The 15,882-nt window shown below is 49.5% G+C and carries 16 protein-coding genes and 1 pseudogene; 13 read left to right on the top strand and 4 right to left on the bottom strand.

Going from position 1 to position 15,882, the window contains the following annotated elements; translation table 11 throughout:
- The first annotated feature begins 6 nt into the window (after window positions 1-6).
- The 4 genes and pseudogenes from Xhom_RS48385 to ssb all read left to right on the top strand — a co-directional run bounded on the left by Xhom_RS48385 (window position 7) and on the right by ssb (window position 3,586).
- Window positions 7-1,994: pseudogene (locus Xhom_RS48385) on the top strand (DNA topoisomerase III).
- 312 nt (window positions 1,995-2,306) lie between these two features.
- Window positions 2,307-2,771, top strand: a complete 465-nt coding sequence (locus tag Xhom_RS48380) for an STY4534 family ICE replication protein (protein ID WP_069317030.1) — start codon at window positions 2,307-2,309, stop codon at window positions 2,769-2,771.
- Entirely contained in the window at window positions 2,752-3,057 is a 306-nt protein-coding gene (locus Xhom_RS48375; protein ID WP_418384607.1) for a hypothetical protein, read from the top strand. Before Xhom_RS48380 ends, Xhom_RS48375 begins: the two co-directional genes overlap by 20 nt.
- A 16-nt stretch (window positions 3,058-3,073) precedes the next feature.
- Window positions 3,074-3,586: a single-stranded DNA-binding protein gene (gene ssb / locus Xhom_RS48370; protein ID WP_069317029.1), complete on the top strand. Its 513-nt coding sequence runs from the start codon at window positions 3,074-3,076 to the stop codon at window positions 3,584-3,586.
- 68 nt (window positions 3,587-3,654) lie between these two features.
- Here the strand turns inward: ssb and Xhom_RS48365 are convergent, their stop codons facing one another.
- A complete protein-coding gene (locus Xhom_RS48365) occupies window positions 3,655-4,344 on the bottom strand; it encodes a DUF4276 family protein (RefSeq protein ID WP_232326116.1) in 690 nt (229 codons plus the stop codon).
- The gene (locus tag Xhom_RS48360) at window positions 4,305-5,396 is read right to left on the bottom strand and encodes an AAA family ATPase (protein WP_069317027.1); all 1,092 of its coding nucleotides are present in this window, start codon (window positions 5,394-5,396) and stop codon (window positions 4,305-4,307) included. Before Xhom_RS48360 ends, Xhom_RS48365 begins: the two co-directional genes overlap by 40 nt.
- Before the next feature lie 452 nt (window positions 5,397-5,848).
- Here Xhom_RS48360 and Xhom_RS48355 point away from each other — a divergent pair, with 452 nt between their 5' ends.
- The 6 genes from Xhom_RS48355 to Xhom_RS48330 all read left to right on the top strand — a co-directional run bounded on the left by Xhom_RS48355 (window position 5,849) and on the right by Xhom_RS48330 (window position 10,867).
- Window positions 5,849-6,130 (top strand): helix-turn-helix domain-containing protein, encoded by a 282-nt coding sequence (locus Xhom_RS48355; RefSeq protein WP_069317026.1) that lies wholly within the window; start codon window positions 5,849-5,851, stop codon window positions 6,128-6,130.
- Window positions 6,131-6,280: 150 nt separating this feature from the next.
- A complete protein-coding gene (gene pilL2, locus Xhom_RS48350) occupies window positions 6,281-6,826 on the top strand; it encodes a PFGI-1 class ICE element type IV pilus protein PilL2 (protein ID WP_069317025.1) in 546 nt (181 codons plus the stop codon).
- Complete coding sequence (locus Xhom_RS48345) at window positions 6,826-7,524, top strand: TIGR03759 family integrating conjugative element protein (protein WP_069317024.1); 699 nt, start codon at window positions 6,826-6,828, stop codon at window positions 7,522-7,524. Before pilL2 ends, Xhom_RS48345 begins: the two co-directional genes overlap by 1 nt.
- Entirely contained in the window at window positions 7,500-8,039 is a 540-nt protein-coding gene (locus Xhom_RS48340; protein ID WP_069317023.1) for an integrating conjugative element protein, read from the top strand. Before Xhom_RS48345 ends, Xhom_RS48340 begins: the two co-directional genes overlap by 25 nt.
- Window positions 8,036-10,099: a type IV conjugative transfer system coupling protein TraD gene (gene traD, locus Xhom_RS48335; protein ID WP_069317022.1), complete on the top strand. Its 2,064-nt coding sequence runs from the start codon at window positions 8,036-8,038 to the stop codon at window positions 10,097-10,099. Before Xhom_RS48340 ends, traD begins: the two co-directional genes overlap by 4 nt.
- Before the next feature lie 9 nt (window positions 10,100-10,108).
- Window positions 10,109-10,867 (top strand): TIGR03747 family integrating conjugative element membrane protein, encoded by a 759-nt coding sequence (locus Xhom_RS48330; RefSeq protein ID WP_069317021.1) that lies wholly within the window; start codon window positions 10,109-10,111, stop codon window positions 10,865-10,867.
- Here the strand turns inward: Xhom_RS48330 and Xhom_RS48325 are convergent.
- Window positions 10,864-11,001, bottom strand: a complete 138-nt coding sequence (locus Xhom_RS48325; protein ID WP_157104623.1) for a hypothetical protein — start codon at window positions 10,999-11,001, stop codon at window positions 10,864-10,866. The two genes, Xhom_RS48330 and Xhom_RS48325, sit on opposite strands and share 4 nt — an antisense overlap.
- Window positions 11,002-11,018: 17 nt before the next feature.
- Window positions 11,019-14,621, bottom strand: coding sequence for an AAA domain-containing protein (locus Xhom_RS48320; protein WP_069317020.1), 3,603 nt, complete (start codon window positions 14,619-14,621; stop codon window positions 11,019-11,021).
- Between the two features lie 286 nt (window positions 14,622-14,907).
- Here Xhom_RS48320 and Xhom_RS48315 point away from each other — a divergent pair, with 286 nt between their 5' ends.
- The 3 genes from Xhom_RS48315 to Xhom_RS48305 all read left to right on the top strand — a co-directional run bounded on the left by Xhom_RS48315 (window position 14,908) and on the right by Xhom_RS48305 (window position 15,882).
- The gene (locus Xhom_RS48315; protein ID WP_069317019.1) at window positions 14,908-15,237 is read left to right on the top strand and encodes an integrative conjugative element protein, RAQPRD family; all 330 of its coding nucleotides are present in this window, start codon (window positions 14,908-14,910) and stop codon (window positions 15,235-15,237) included.
- Window positions 15,234-15,470 carry a TIGR03758 family integrating conjugative element protein gene (locus tag Xhom_RS48310; protein WP_069317018.1) on the top strand — a complete coding sequence of 79 codons (237 nt, stop codon included), beginning with the start codon at window positions 15,234-15,236 and terminating at the stop codon, window positions 15,468-15,470. Before Xhom_RS48315 ends, Xhom_RS48310 begins: the two co-directional genes overlap by 4 nt.
- A gap of 79 nt (window positions 15,471-15,549) precedes the next feature.
- Window positions 15,550-15,882 carry a TIGR03745 family integrating conjugative element membrane protein gene (locus tag Xhom_RS48305; protein ID WP_232326369.1) on the top strand — a complete coding sequence of 111 codons (333 nt, stop codon included), beginning with the start codon at window positions 15,550-15,552 and terminating at the stop codon, window positions 15,880-15,882.

Genomic DNA, 15,882 nt, shown 5'->3' with positions numbered 1-15,882 from the left:
AAAAAGATGCAGCTTTATTTATGTGAAAAGCCCTCTCAGGCGAAAGATATTGCCCGCGTTCTGGGAGTTAAACAGCGCGGACAGGGATTTCTCTTCAGTGCCCGTATCATTGTCACCTGGGCCATCGGGCATTTGCTGGAGGTGGCGGCACCTGAACAGTATGGTGAACAATTCGGCCCGCCGTGGCGGATGGAGGTATTGCCGGTGCTGCCCGTGCAATGGCAATGGTCGGTGAAGGAAGCCACGGCGGGGCAGTTTGCTGTCATCGAACACCTGTTAAAACAGGCTGATGAGGTGATTATTGCCACCGATGCCGATCGGGAAGGGGAAATGATTGCCCGTGAGTTATTGGAATATTGCCATTTCACGGGTGCAGTCCGGCGGTTGTGGCTGTCGGCACTGGATGAAACCAGCATCCGGCAGGCACTGTCGGCCATTTTGCCGGGGGAACAGACGGAAGCACTTTATCAGGCCGGGCTGGGGCGGGCGAGAGCCGACTGGTTAACGGGCATCAACCTGACCCGTTTGTATACCCTGAAAGCGCAGGCCCTGGGGTTCGGGGAGGTCTTATCCATCGGACGGGTTCAGACCCCGACACTGGCACTGGTGGTGAGCCGGGATAAGGACATTGCGAATTTTGTGCCGAAATCCTACTGGCAGGTGGTGGCGACACTGGAAAAAGACACTATCCGCTTTCAGGCGAAATGGCTGCCTGCCGCCGAGGATGGCGATGAAGAAAACCGCTGTATCCGGGAGACCGTGGCACAGGCCGTGCAACAGAGTTGTCAGCAGGCCACACAGGCTACAGTGATGACCGTCAGCAAAAAACGGGAGAAAACTCCGCCACCTCTCTGCTTTGATTTGGGCACGTTGCAGCAGACGGCATCCCGTCTCTGGGGGATGGGCGCCAGTCAGGTGCTGACGATTGCTCAGTCCCTGTATGAAACCCATAAAGCCACGACCTATCCACGTACGGATTGCGGGTATCTGCCTGTGTCCATGCAGGTAGATATTCCGGTGGTATTGACCGCACTGGCACGAACCGATCCGGCGATAGCTGATATTATCAACCAACTGGACAAACAACAGGTTTCCCGGGTCTGGAATGACAAAAAATCACGGCCCACCATGCCATTATCCCCACCCGTCACGCTTTTGATCTCACCCGGTTAACGACCGACGAGTTACAGGTTTATCAGCTTATTCGTCAGCATTATCTGGCTCAGTTTCTGCCCCCGCAGGAAACGGATGTGACTGAAGTGACACTGGATATCGGCGGGCAACGCTTCCGGGCGAAAGGGCGGGTCAATGTGACCACGGGCTGGAAAGCACTGTTTACTGAAAATCAGGAAAAGTCAGACGTTGATCCCCGGCTCCCGTGCTTTCATCAGGGCGAGCTCTGCCAGATTATTGAAGCCAGCATTTAGCCGCTGCACACCAAACCGCCGGCCCCATTTACTGAAGGTACTCTGATTGCCGCGATGAAAAATGCGGCCAGTCTGGTCAGTGATCCGCAATTAAAGCAGGTCTTGCGTGAGAATGCCGGACTAGGCACGGAGGCGACCCGTGCCGGCATTCTGGACACCTTGTTTAAACGCCGGCTGATTGAGCGGAAAAAGAAAGCGATTCAGTCAACACCACTGGCACGCGAACTGATTGCCGGGTTGCCGGAGGTCCTGACCAGTCCGGGCATGACGGCGTTATGGGAGCAGTCGCTGGAGGATATTGCGCAGGGTAAAACGTCGTTGGCTGTTTTTATGCAGAAACAGGCGCAGTGGCTGTTGCATTTAGTCGAACGCGGCAAGGCCCAGTCGCTACATCTGACGTTACCGAAAACCCCGGACTGCCCGAACTGTGGCAGCCGGATGCGGCAGCGGCAGGGAAAAACCTCGCCGTTCTGGGGCTGCGTGAACTACCTGGGCTGTAAAGGAATGCTGAATGACAAAGCGGTTACCCAATCGCGCAAGGTCAGGCGGGCAAATCAAAAAGTCTGACGATTTGGTTGTTGATTGACGTGTGGACGGGATGCTTTAAGAATCACCCTGTTTCTTAAATGATCGGTGAGCCTGCAACGATCGCCTTTGGGTGGCTGTAAAATTCCCGTAGCCTGAAAGGGAGTGCCTCAACGCGGTACATCTGCCCCCCTTTGGAAGCAGATATTGTCGGTTCAACGGCAATGAAGGTTCATATTCTTTATCAGCACGTCAGCAACGTCTATGCCTGACGCCCGGCGGGGAAAACCATTCCCGTCAGGGAGTCGGGTTTTCTCCGTCACATTGTATTTTTACTTCCATGGAGAACATCGTATGTCTGAGAACACCACAACCTTAACCAAAAACGACTATTTCAACCTGAATATTAAAGGACTGGGTTATCTGAATAATATCCGCCATGTCAGCACCGCCAGCGGCACGTTCCTGAGCTGTGTGATCAATGCATTAAATGGCCCGGGTGATAACCCGGTCTATGTCCGTTTTGATATCACCGTGGTTGGTAAGGAAGCGACCAGTCTGATCGGTCGTTGCCAGAAATCGGTGGATGAGGATAAGAAAGTGTTGCTGGGCTTCACATTAAGTAACCCGTCCACTGATATTTTCACCCTGAAACGCGGTGATCATGCCGGCGAACAGCGTGTCAGCCTGAAAGCCCGCCTGATTAAAGTGGACTGGATCAAAATCGGTCAGGACAAAGTCTATCAGGCTGAACAGTCTGATTCGGCTCCTCCCCAGAACGGCGTTGCGCAAACTGAATATGCAGAAAATTCATTCTGATATTCCTTTTACCCCACTGACTTGCCCTGATATTTCAGGGCAGTTCTTTTATTCTCAAAGACAACAGGAAGCAGAGATGAATATTGCCCCGATTGGTGTTCTGGCACTGCAATACTGCCATAAACAGTTACCGTTAGCTGTGTTACAAAGCCGTGCGGGATTTTATATCGGCACCATGGAGGCGGGCGTTCCGTGCTCCCGTGAATCAACCGAATATTTTGCCAGCCGTGAGCAGGCAGAGCTGGCGCTGCAACAAGGGCGCTGGACACAACGCCAGTCAGCATAACCGAGAGGAAATCAGCATGTCTTCGCGCGGCATTAACAAAGTGATTTTAGTGGGTCATCTGGGACAAGAACCGGAAATCCGTTACCTGCCAACGGGCGGCACGGTGACAACGCTGTCACTGGCGACTTCAGACAGTTGGCGGGATAAACAAACCGGCGACATCCGGGAGAAAACCGAATGGCACCGGGTAGTGATCTTCGGAAAATTAGCCGAAATTGCGGCGGAGTATCTGCAAAAAGGGGCTCAGGTCTACATTGAAGGCCAGTTGCAGACTCGCAAGTGGAAGGACCAACAAGGGCAGGATCGCTATTCAACCGAAGTGGTAGTCAATGTGAACGGCACCATGCAGATGCTGGGCAGCCGTGGTGAGGCAAAGCCAGTGGCTAAGCAGCAGAGTGCACCGAAACCCGTTCAGAAGCCCCAGCCCTCTCAGCCAACTAAAAAGGACAGTGCGCCAACACAAATGGCACAGCTTTCAACGTTGCCGGAAAAAACGGAGGAAATGGAGTGGGATGAGATCCCGTTCTGAGTGGTTTAACCTATTGCCCTGTTATCACAGGGCCTATTCTTATTTTTGAGTAACACTATGTGGTTTATTTACATACGAGCGATCAGTGTGGTCAGCTTATTTAGCCACTGACTGAAATGTGGGCATTGGGAACGAATGGTATCTAAGCCAATATCACCGACAATCAATGGGCCATGTAAGGTTTTATGATAATTGGGAATGATGGCCAAAATGCGTTTAGATGGCGCTGTTTGTGGGCTGTTGTTGATATCTTCAGGCGTATCAAATTTATCTTTGATGGCCTGTAGTGCGGCAATCGGCGCATTGTCATCAAGCCAGTCAGCAAATTTTTCGGGTTGGCAGAACAGTAAGGCTTCAAATTCATGTAATAACAGATTGGGAATAAAATTAGCCTGTCCGATATCATGAGCAAAAGCCTGCTCCAACTGTACGACCCGTTCGTTGCCTGCATTATCCCGTTGGGCATTATAGTCAGGGAAATCGGTAGGCAAACCGTAGTAATCGATAAGTGTCGTGACGAATGCCCCGGGATCTTGTCGGCATAAGCGGGTAATTTGGTGTTTTACTTTGCCATAACTCGTGATCCCACCTTTCTGGCTGGAACTTGTCTGAGCTAATATGGGAGTCAGATAGATCTGTTGTGCGAAGAAATAAGGCGCCAGTACATCCCGAACGAACGTTTCTTCCGTCTGTCCTTCTACAAAAACATGAATACGGATCATCGCTGTGGTCTCCCGCCGAGTAAGTTTTTCTTCCATAATTCACCCAGGCTATAGTCTTCAAGCCATTCGGACAGCGTTTCATTATCCAGTCGCTTAAAAGTGGAAGCGCCTTGTTGTTTGTCGACCACAATCAGGTCATCAGCATTAAACTGATTAACCAACTCAACCGACTGAGTAGAAATAATCAGTTGGTGTTGATTACTGGCATTTTTAATCAGACCAGCCAGTACATTGATTGCATAAGGATGGAGTCCGAGCTCAGGTTCATCAATAATAATCGAGTAGGGCATGTAGTCTTCGGGTTGTAACAGCACCGTTGTTAATAAAATAAAACGCAGTGTACCATCAGATAATTCACTGGCTTTAAAAGGAATATCCTGCTCTTTTTCTGTCCATTCAAGTTGAATATAGTCGGCATTATCCGGCGTAGGCCGCAGGTAAAAATCACCAAAAAAAGGGGCAACCATCTGGATGGTTTTGATAATGCGGGTGTAATGCTGCTGATGGTGTTTTTGCAGGCGATACAAAAACGCCGCTAAATTAGCCCCATCTTCCCGCAGATAATCATTGTCATTAATACGGTGGGTTTGTTTGACTTTGGCACTGTCACTCGTGTCATGAAAATGGTATACCCGCCAACAAGGTGTGATCGGCAAGGTGTCATTTTCGAGATTCGCATGATGCTGATTGACCTGAGATTCAAAATGTCCGGCTCCAATATCATACTCTCTCTTGCTGTCGCCAAAGAGTGATTCATGGCGGAACATCATACGGTTATCATTAGTGGGTTCCAGCTCAAATTTATAACCATTATGACCAAAAGAAAGCGCGGCACTCATACACTCGGTTTTTTTACGACCAAAGTGCAATAACGTGTCGGGTCCCCCCATTTTGCCAACAAGGGATTGTAAGCGCTGATCGAGTAGTACGGAGGATAAACGAAAGAAACTGATGAAATTGGATTTTCCGGCGCCATTGGCCCCAATAAGGACATTCAGGCTTCCCATTGGTAAATCACATTCTGCGATAGATTTGTAGCCTGTTATCTTAATTCTGCTTAAGTGGTCATTATTCGTTATTGGTTTCATAATTTTGCCTTTTCAGCATCATGTGACTCAATTGTGCCTTATTATACACTTTTCTGACGGTGGTCTGATGGATATTAGCTTGGGCAAGTACACCTGCCACGCTGAGTCTCTTATTTTAGATAATGCGCAAATAGGCAGTTTTTTGTTCTTTAAATCTGAGCAGAAGGTATAACCCTGTCATTTTATTTACTTGTTAAACTTACACGTTCGATTATTGAATTAGATAACGTAATTCGTTAAAGTAGAAACGCTATCGGCAAAATCCGATAGTCAGGGATTTCCAACCCTGAAAGGTCAATCCACTGGTAGGTAGTTTCTACCAGTGTGCCTGTTATCGCCCTTTCAATGGCGGTTCAGGCAGGGGAGACTCACGTCTCGCCGGATCGATTGACCTCCGGTATTGGAAACCCTGTCTGAACCACCACCAATAATCAACAGAAGGGGAAGCAGGTATGATTAACACTCAACAAGACTGGCACCCAGCCGAAGTTATTTGTGCATTACGCAAACGTGGTACCACACTCGCTGCTTTATCCCGTGAATCGGGACTCAGTTCTTCCACTCTGGCAAATACCTTATCCCGCTCGTGGCCGAAAGGAGAACTTATCATCGCGACCCGTTTGGGAATGGAACCCGCTGAAATCTGGCCCAGCCGTTATTTCGATGACTACGGCAATTTTATTGAACGAAAAATCCGTCAGTCGGTTGATGAAAATCAGGCAGCGGCTGAATAACGCACGGATAAAAAAACTAACATTGACACACAATAACGTTTTTTCGGCATATTAATTTTCAGCAAACACAGTTGAGTTGTTCATTGAATACATTACCGGGTTCCTTGCATAGTCAGGATTATTTTACGACTGAGCAGGAACCTATTTGGCATGAAAATAACGGTGTTAATCGGCTTAATCGCGGTCATACTGACGGGATGCACGACTCCCGTGAAACAACCGCTCCCTCAGCCTTCCCAAAATAGCTTTTCTTCCGTGACGCTGACACAAAATGTGCAGTCGGTTTCACCGGATATTTATCAGCAAACACCCGAAGTCGTCCGCTACGGGCGCTATGTGCTGGTCAGTACCGACCCGACAGCAGTGCAGCGTGATCCACTTTCCCAGTTGATTGATATTCAGCTTCCCACATCCCAGAGCCCCACTGTGGCTGATGCCATGCGTTATGCATTGCGCCAATCCGGCTACGCCCTCTGTGTGCCTGACAAGACGAATGATATTTTATATCGCCAACCGCTGCCATCCGTACACGCGCAGTTGGGTCCGATTCGGTTACGCACAGCATTGCAGATGATGGCAGGCCCGGCCTGGCAACTGGAGGTGGATGAGGTGCAGCGCAAAGTTTGCCATCATTTACGCCAGGGCTATCAGTTACCGGTTCCGGCTAAACAACCGCAGCAGGGAGGCGGACGTTGATGAAATTACACCAGCTCGGTGTGTTGGTATGGCTGCTGAGCAGTTCGGTCTGGGCAGTAACACCGACACCGTTAGCTTCACAGCAGACACGAACGACAGAAAGCCAGCCACAATCCCTGAAAAGTCAGGCTGAGCAGTGGCAGCTAAGTACCGGTGAATATCAGCGTTATCAGCACCTGATGAACGGGCCGCGGGGTATCCAATCGCAGGGACTTGATCCGTTGACCGCATTAGGTATTGAAGCCGAAAGCGAGGCCGAACGCCGTCGTTATGCTGAACAGTGGGTGAAGGCCGAGTTTGCCCGCACTGAAAAAGAGCTGCGTTTCCAGCGGGAAGTGAATGCGGCCTGGCAGCGGTTGTTTCCAGATGTCTTGCCGGTCAATATGGAAAAATCTCGTGAAGCAAACGGTCGCCTGGTATTGTTTGTCAGAGCCAAAGATTGCCCACAATGTGACATCCGTTTGGCTGAAGTCCTGGCGGCAAAGCAGCCGGTTGATATCTATCTGGTCGACAGCCAACGTAATGATGACACCTTACGGCAGTGGGCTAAAATGCATCATATTCCTGTTGAACAGGTTCGTAACCGGCAAATCACCCTGAATCATGATGCGGGATACTGGTTCCGGTTTGGTAAAGGACTGATGCCGGTATTATTACGACAGGGGGAGCAGGGATGGCAGGTCACGTCATTACAATGAAACGGTTGAGCGTATTCCCCATTATCGGCCTGTTATGGATGACTCCCTGCCAGGCCGAACTGAATGTGATTGCCGATTTGGGCGGCAAAGATGCTTCGCCTTTTTATGAAGGTATTCATGCTCAACCGGATGCTGTTTCTGCATTACCACCTTCTTCTTTACCCGAAAAATTGGGTGAAGCAGCCATGTTACCGGTTAACACACCGGAATTGACTCCGGGAACAGTCATAAGCCGCCCATTGCAATTACCCGGCATTGGGGCGTTATTTCTGATTGGGGATGATCCTGAATCACGCCAGTGGTTAAGCCAGCATGCTACTACATTGGCAAAATTGCATGCGGTGGGGTTGGTCGTCAATGTCAGGGAAATGGCGGACTTACAGACGCTGCGTGCGTTGGCTCCGAGTTTACACTTGTCAGCGGCTTCCGGCACAGAGCTGGCGCGTCGTTTGCAGTTACAGCATTATCCGGTGTTGATCACTGAAAATGCACTTACGCAGCAGCCCTCACTATGAGCCGTCGTTATGTGGTTGAAGCCTTGCTGCGTCCGGCTGTCGAGCTGAATACCGCTGTGGTTTCAGCGGTGGCCGCATTTATCTGCATTCGGGCACCCTGGGCGATTGCACTGGCACCCTCCGTCAGCTATGTGATGGCAGGGAGTTTTACTGTATTAGCGATAATACGCACATGGCAGGGCATTCAGGTTATCCGCTATCGCCGAAATCTGAGCCGTTTACCGCGTTACCAGATGAGCACAAAACACATTCCCGTCAGTCATCAGCGCTTGTTTCTGGGCCGGGGTTTTCGCTGGCAGCAGAAGCATACCCAGCGTTTGCAGGATACGCGACGACCGGAAGTCGAACGATTTGTGCAACCCTCTCAGGTTTATCAGCTTACCCGTTTACTGGAGCATCGAACCGAATACCGCTGGCCTCAGTTATCTGCGTTGTTACGCCGGGATTCGCCCTTTAATCCGGTGCGACCATTGCCTCCGGTTGGGGGCAATTCCATGATCCACGGTATTGAACCCCAGGAAGCGGAAGTGTTTATGGATCTGCGTGAACGGGTCGGACATACCTTAGTTATGGGCACGACTCGCGTGGGAAAAACCCGGCTGGCTGAACTGCTGATAACGCAGGATATCCGGCGGGGAGAGGTGGTGATTGTCTTCGATCCCAAAGGGGATGCTGATTTATTAAGGCGCATCTGGGCAGAAGCGCACAGGGCCGGGCGTGGCAGTGAACTGTCTCTCTTTCATCTGGGCTGGCCGGAGATTTCAGCCCGTTATAATGCGGTCGGGCGGTTTGGCCGGGTCTCCGAAGTCGCTTCCCGTCTGGCGGGGCAATTGAATGGCGAAGGCAACAGTGCCGCGTTCCGGGAGTTTGCCTGGCGGTTTGTCAATATTGTCGCCCGTGCGTTGGTGGCACTGGGGCATCGGCCGGATTACACGCTTATCACGCGTTACGTCAATAATATCAGCGAACTGTATCAGCTCTATGCCACTAAAGTGATGGTAGACAGGCAGCCTGTGCTGCTGGAACAAATCAATCAAACCCTCGGCAAGCTGAAAGAAAAAGATATTCCGCGCAATATGCAGGGTCAGCCGGATGGGCTCCGGCTCTGGGCAATGGAAATGACGCTCAGTTCTGAGGCCGGTAAACAGCTCTATGACCCTATTCTGGATGGGTTACGCTCTGCCGTGCGTTATGACCGTACCTATTTTGATAAAATTGTTGCGTCCCTGCTGCCTCTACTGGAAAAACTGACCACGGGAAAAATCGCAGAACTGTTATCACCGGATTATCTCAATATGGCCGATTTACGCCCCATTTTCGACTGGGAGCAGGTGATCCGCAAGAATGGCATTGTCTATATCGGGCTGGATGCACTGTCTGACAGCGATGTGGCTTCGGCAGTGGGCAACAGCATGTTTGCGGATTTGGTCAGTGTGGCCGGGCAAATCTATAAATATGGCATGAATGCGGGGTTGCCGGTTAGGCAGGACGGGAAGCTGGCAATTAACCTGCATTGTGACGAATTCAATGAACTGATGGGGGATGAGTTTATTCCGCTGATTAATAAGGGCGGTGGTGCCGGTATGCAGGTTACCGCCTATACCCAGACCTCCTCGGATATTGAAGCCCGTATCGGCAGCCCGGCCAAAACCGCGCAGGTGATTGGTAACTTCAACACCCTGATTATGCTGCGGGTACGGGATAACCGGACAGCCGAGTTACTCACCAGCCAGCTGCCGGAAGTGGAAATCTACAGCAAGACATTGGTCTCAGGGCATTCGGATATTGCCGATGTTGAACAGGGACAGGATTTTACCTCGTCTACACAGGACAGGGTCGGCACGGTCAAAACACCGCTGGTGACGCCGGCTGAGATGATTAACCTGCCGAAAGGACAGGCATTCGCCTTATTGGAGGGCGGGCAGTTGTGGAAAATTCGCATGCCTTTGCCCACCGGTGATGACGATGATGCCCTGATGCCGGCGAGTTTGCAGAACATCGCCGAGCAGATGCGACGGCACTACCGCACCAGTGAAAACTGGTGGGAAGAGAAGGGGTAATTTCACGTCATGGCACCGTCAGAAAACCCATCCCGTCAGCCTTCCCAACCATCCCGTAAGCATGGGTTGCTGTATCGTGTGTTATGGGAATGGCCGTGGCAACTTATCGGGTTTGTTGTGATGTCTTGGCTATTCAGTCTGTTACTGGAATATCTTGGGATGATTTTTTTCTGGCCGGACGAGGGCGCGGCTCACAGCCAGACGATGATGAAAACCGAGCTGCAATTTTTATCCTCGGAATTTACCCGGAGTCTGTTGTTGTCAGAACCTTCACAGACGGTCTCTGAGTGGTTGATGCAGGCGTATCAATGGCTGTTTGTTGACAGTGGTTTTCTGCACTGGATACAGGAGAAATCGCACTCTCAGCTTAATAGCCGCAATGACTTTCTGCGTGAATTCAATACAGTATTACATAGCATATCGGGTTATTTGCGGGAATATGCGCTGGCGACGGTATTTATCACGATGGTCACGTTAATCAGGTTGGCTATTCTGGCGCTGTCTGTTCCGCTGTTTGTGATGGTGGTGTTGGTCGCGTTGGTTGACGGACTGGGACGGCGGGATTTACGCCGGTACGGCGCAGGCTATGAATCGAGTTTTGTGTATCATCATGCCAAACGGGGGATTAAACCCGCCTGCACCATTCCCTGTGTACTGTATTTATCCTGGCCGGATGTGGTGTATCCCACGGTGATATTGTTGCCTGCGGCACTCTTGCTGGGAATGGCGGTGGTGATCACGACATCGATGTTTAAGAAATACCTTTAAATTGCTGGACGATGGCCTACAAAACGGTTGTTTGTTTTATAGGCCATCGTCAGCAGACAAGCCGCACGGCGGCGCGTCAGTGATTGCTCTCCGTCTTTGAGGCTGTTTTTTGCCAGTTTAGATGCTGAACACAATATGGCGTCTGTGATAGTTATTCCAGACTCAGGCGAGCTCTCATTTCCTTAATCAACGAAGTATCATCAAGTTCAGCACTTATCTCATGACGAATGGCATGACTGAACTTCTCACTGCGCTGGCAGCTATAGTGGTAACCATGAGATAGCCAATTCCAGCTACCTAAAACGATATAACGACCATCAATCATGACCACTTTTTCATGGGTACCTTCTATCAGGCGTATCACATTCTCTTTTCCAAGCTTGTCACGGTACTCGGCAACCAAAGACGCATCATTATCATCAGCTTGCTCAAAACGTTGATGATAATAACCATAATAAACTTTTACTTTAACACCCCGTTGCTGTGTTGCTACAAGCTGTGCCAATTCAGGTCTCTGATATTCTTTACCGCTTCGTCTTATCCACGGTGCGATCACAATCATTTCCTTTTCACTCCGTGCAGCCAGCGCACTGAATGCGGTAATATGTTCACAGTCACGATAATAACGCTGTAAGCATGGTGTTTTGCTCAGGGTTGTAAATTGAGGAGGCTGACTTCCTTGCTCAAGAAGAAAATCTTCCGCAACGCTATCGGCAAGCACCTTGAGATATCCACCCGCTTGTCGCAGACGGCGATAATTGCCGACAACGATAAATTGCTGTTTGGCACGTGAGACCGCGACGTTGAGCATATTAGGTGCATCATTTTGAAAACCCGAGGTGTCAAGAGGATGAAAAATCACCGGACTGTAAATAATAACCTCAAATCCGACACCCTGGAACTGATGCACGGTACCGATACAGTTCTTCTGTTCGTGATTCATACGTTGAGCGAGGCGCTTAATCAGCAATGACTTTTGATTTGTATAAGGCGTGACAATACCGATATCTGCGGTCAGATCATAACCCGACTCTTCCAGCTTATCCAATAACTCTTCAATAGCGTTAACCTCATCAATGTTAGTATTAACGAGATTGCCTTTCTGACCTTCTATGCTATAGAACATTAAATGGTGACCGCCTGATTTTTCAAAGGCGCTATTGATACGTTCAGAGGGCGGTGTAGTTTCCACCGTGACACCACGGTAACCTGCCAGCCGGATAAAGAGGTCAGCAATCGGTTTCTGACATCGACGGTGTTCATCAAGAATAATACCGCGGCCGATATCATTTACCCGGCCTGAAAGAGAGCCAGCGGCTCGATGCCAGCCTGTGACGGTTGCCGGCGAAACCCGCTCATACAGCGTGTTGTTATCTGTAAAGTGACGTTCACGCAGTTGTGTCTTCAGATTTTCAGAGAGATTACGGATCGGTTCAATCTGCAACGGATCGCCGACAATCATAGCTTTCTCACTGCGGCTTAATAGTGGGACCAGCGACTCAACTGAAACCATGCCTGCCTCATCGCAAAGTGCCAGATGCCAAGGTTTATGGCCCTTTAGGTCACTAAGCTTACAATATCCGGCCATCTTCCTGGCGGATACCAGTGTCGTCGCCATTACCGGATATACCAGCGACAATGCACAGTAGAATTCATCCAACTTATCCAACCAGCGAAGAAAGCCTGGGGGATAGCGTTTACTGAACATAGTCTGCCAGAGTGTTAGCACCTCTTCCAGTTCGGTTTTCCGTTTTAATTGTTCCTGCCAAAGATAGCCAATAGCCGCTTCAAACATTTCCCGATGCTGACGCACAAAGCGTTTGCGCAGTATGTCATTCCAGTTACCTTCAGGATAACGCTGCTGATACTGAGTCACCATTTGTTGCGCATATACGACTTTATTCCATTGAGTCTGCAAATCTGCCACTTCGACACTCAGGCTGAGCAAATTATCTTCTTGCTGCACATCAGGCTCAGGTTGTAGGAGCAGTTTCAGAAGCCGGAGATTTTCTATCTGTTGCGACAGAGATTCGCTCGCATCTGCCAATGCGGCTAACTGTTGATGGGAAAGTTCAGTCAGATTGAAATATTGAAAATCCTCTGAAGCGGCAGTATACATTTGCTGTAATCGTGCCCGGTATTTTCCTTCAAACAGACGAGTGAGATGCCGCCAGATACCTGTGCGTGGATAGTCACGGTAATGTAGCTCAAGCGCTGGACGCAGTGGTGAATCCATCCAGCGGAGAATTTGTTTTACGTTATAGGGTTGAGGCCAAGTCGCTTGCAGGATTTGATAAACTTTTCCTGCCTGCTGATATAATGCCTTTTTCTGGCGTAATACCTGAAGACGTTGGACTAGCTGACAGGAAAAATCATTAAGATCGTCAGGATGACTAAACGAAGCATCAATACCCTGATGTTGTGCATGAGCAGCAAATGCAGTGAGTTTTTCCGCGAAACGTCGGGGAAGCTCCTGTACGCTTGTTGTATCCAGCTTGCAGTCGGTAACAGATTGTAGAGCGGCGGCTTTATCATTCAAGTATGTCTGATAGCAAATATTCAGCTCATTGTAATGCCGATGCAAAATCGCTAAATAGTCACGCTGAATGTGTTCCTCATAACGTTCTTGTCGCCAGCGGCTAATGAGTTTCTCTAGCCGTACAAGCTCATTTTGTATCTTCTTCTTAGAGCCACCGTGAAACCAGAGCCAGTCAAGCTGTTGAGTCAGCGGGTCATTACGAAGATCATCAATAATATTTTCCACCGCTTTTATTGCGGTAGATGTCACCAGCATACCTAAATTGCGGTCATTGCCGTCAGCAATGAGTAATGCCCGGGCGACCAGTTGCTGGGCAATCAGCGATTTAAACAGTGTAGTTTTGCCTGTTCCCGGGGCACCCTGTACGGCAATCAGGGGCTCATCCTGATTAATCGCTTGTATTGCTTCCATCTGCCCATGCCCAAGCGGATAGTGTGTTTCAAACAATCCTCCGGTTACTCGCTCATATTGCTCTGGAGGTTCTTCCTCACTGTGAGCATGATTGAGGTATTGTTCCAGCAGAGGAAACGCATCGTTGGTATTGCCACATAACCAACTGAAATCTTCGATATCACGTTTCAGGTTGTAATCTTCATTATGTAGCGGAGCCACGAGGGCGTTGAATGCGGTTTCCAGTTCTCTATTTTTACCGTCAGGCTGCGTGGTGACCCAGCATTGAAGTGCCTCAAACGCTTCAAGGAAGGTGTCATATTTACAACCAGTCAGAGCGCTGACCAGACTCATCATATGGCGATTTTCACCCAACTCAGCCAGTTGAATGCCAAACATGTCACGGAAGGCAGAGGGTAACGCGCTGACCTGCTGTCCGTCTTTAACCGGTAGCAATAGAGAATGGCTATTTTGTTCAAAAAACGATTTTGGCAGAGGGAAAGAAAATAATGGCAGGTACTTAACGTTAGCTTTATCACGGTCATACTCGATACAGCGCAACAGTGGAAATAGCAGGTTGACCGGCTCAATATGGGTAATCTCACCCTTGTTGCCATATTTAACAAAATGCCTGCGCCAGTTTTCATACATTTCAGGCGATATGTGGAGGAGCACGCCGTTTGGCGTCTCCTTACAATTGTCTTTATTGAGTACGAGCTGGTGATCTTCATGCACTAAACTGGCCGATATTTTACTCTTCTCTGCGCCACTGCATTTTAGATAATCTTGCCATGCTGTAAGGATAACTTTCGAAGAATTTTTCATTATACTGGATATGCCTTGTCAATCCATTTTCCTTTAAATTTATGTAAATAGAATAACATAGAAGGGATAAGGCGGGTCTGTGATTCTTGTCAACTTAACCAAAGTGTATAGATGAAACGTTCAAATTAATCCGCAGCATGTCTATTCCTACATAATGAAACCATTAACCCAATAAATTAGTCAGGCCACTTACCTAATTCTCACCCAAGAATAAAGAGTTTATTGCTGATCTGATTTAGAAAACACCGCATCCTCGCACTCGGAGTCTATGATGAGGTGAGTCTTTATGCGTTGTTGCTTTTCGATATCCGGTTCTGTCTGTTTGCTGGGATTGACTGTATTGTGTATGCCACTGGCTTATGCGGCTGAGAAAGATGAGCTGGCCAGTGCCAAACGTCTGATTGATCAGGTTCAGATGGCACTGGAACGCGCAAACATCGCCGAAAAGCAGTCTGACATGTCAGAACATCCTCGTTATAACTTTGATTATTCACGCATCAGGGCCGACCTCCATACCCTCAAAGCCGGTATCGACCGCTACCTGAGTCCTTCCCGCGATCAGCCCCGTGTTCCCGTCCCCCTCTCCGGCGATTACCGCCAGGAACATCCGCAATGACCCCTGCCCAGCGCCATGCCTTTGAAGCGGCTTCAGGACACTTTGATATTTATTTTCTGTCTCTGGTGTGTGTCGGCTTTTTTCTGGCCACGTTGTTTTTGTGGGCGGCCTGGGCGGCGGTGGAGGTCTGGAACGGCTGGGCGAATGAAAAAGTGCGTAATCAGACCCTCAGTCAGTTTGCTCTTCGAACCGCAGTATTGCTGGTCGTGGCGGTCTGGATGTTTGCCAGTTGAGTCAATGAACATAACAAAAAGGAACTGAATCACTATGAAACGAATTTTTACCACTTGCCGTCAGTTCAGCACAAACCTGATGACCCGGGTCAGCACTTTTCTGTTGCTGCTGGGTTTTTCCTGTGAATCGGCCTGGGCCGATTTGCCTTCGATTGAACCGCCCACAAGTGGGGGCCGTGGCGGATTAATGGGGCAGGTAAAAGGGTATGCGCAGGATGGCATTGTGATTGGCGGGCTTATCCTCTCCGCAGTGGCGTTCTTTAAAGTGGCCTCGGCTGCGGTGGAAACCTTCTCCGAAGTGCGCGATGGCAAAGCCACGTGGACCCAGTTTGGCTCGATTATTGTGGTTGGTATTGTGTTGCTGGTTGCGGTGATCTGGTTGCTGGCAAAATCGGCCAACATTATTTTTTAA

Source organism: Xenorhabdus hominickii, from assembly GCF_002632725.1.
Taxonomy (GTDB): domain Bacteria; phylum Pseudomonadota; class Gammaproteobacteria; order Enterobacterales; family Enterobacteriaceae; genus Xenorhabdus; species Xenorhabdus hominickii.
Note: the sequence above shows the minus strand (reverse complement) of the source record. Positions and strands in the feature narration are given on the sequence as shown.

Excerpts from the sequence above, each read along its gene's own strand:
- traD (WP_069317022.1), top strand. The coding sequence starts at position 8,036 with ATGAGCCGTCGTTATGTGGTTGAAGCCTTGCTGCGTCCGGCTGTCGAG.
- Xhom_RS48320 (WP_069317020.1), bottom strand. The coding sequence starts at position 14,621 with ATGAAAAATTCTTCGAAAGTTATCCTTACAGCATGGCAAGATTATCTA.
- Xhom_RS48380 (WP_069317030.1), top strand. The coding sequence starts at position 2,307 with ATGTCTGAGAACACCACAACCTTAACCAAAAACGACTATTTCAACCTG.
- Xhom_RS48355 (WP_069317026.1), top strand. The coding sequence starts at position 5,849 with ATGATTAACACTCAACAAGACTGGCACCCAGCCGAAGTTATTTGTGCA.
- pilL2 (WP_069317025.1), top strand. The coding sequence starts at position 6,281 with ATGAAAATAACGGTGTTAATCGGCTTAATCGCGGTCATACTGACGGGA.
- ssb (WP_069317029.1), top strand. The coding sequence starts at position 3,074 with ATGTCTTCGCGCGGCATTAACAAAGTGATTTTAGTGGGTCATCTGGGA.
- Xhom_RS48310 (WP_069317018.1), top strand. The coding sequence starts at position 15,234 with ATGACCCCTGCCCAGCGCCATGCCTTTGAAGCGGCTTCAGGACACTTT.
- Xhom_RS48345 (WP_069317024.1), top strand. The coding sequence starts at position 6,826 with ATGAAATTACACCAGCTCGGTGTGTTGGTATGGCTGCTGAGCAGTTCG.
- Xhom_RS48340 (WP_069317023.1), top strand. The coding sequence starts at position 7,500 with ATGGCAGGTCACGTCATTACAATGAAACGGTTGAGCGTATTCCCCATT.
- Xhom_RS48360 (WP_069317027.1), bottom strand. The coding sequence starts at position 5,396 with ATGAAACCAATAACGAATAATGACCACTTAAGCAGAATTAAGATAACA.
- Xhom_RS48375 (WP_418384607.1), top strand. The coding sequence starts at position 2,752 with ATGCAGAAAATTCATTCTGATATTCCTTTTACCCCACTGACTTGCCCT.
- Xhom_RS48305 (WP_232326369.1), top strand. The coding sequence starts at position 15,550 with ATGACCCGGGTCAGCACTTTTCTGTTGCTGCTGGGTTTTTCCTGTGAA.
- Xhom_RS48365 (WP_232326116.1), bottom strand. The coding sequence starts at position 4,344 with ATGGAAGAAAAACTTACTCGGCGGGAGACCACAGCGATGATCCGTATT.
- Xhom_RS48315 (WP_069317019.1), top strand. The coding sequence starts at position 14,908 with ATGCGTTGTTGCTTTTCGATATCCGGTTCTGTCTGTTTGCTGGGATTG.
- Xhom_RS48330 (WP_069317021.1), top strand. The coding sequence starts at position 10,109 with ATGGCACCGTCAGAAAACCCATCCCGTCAGCCTTCCCAACCATCCCGT.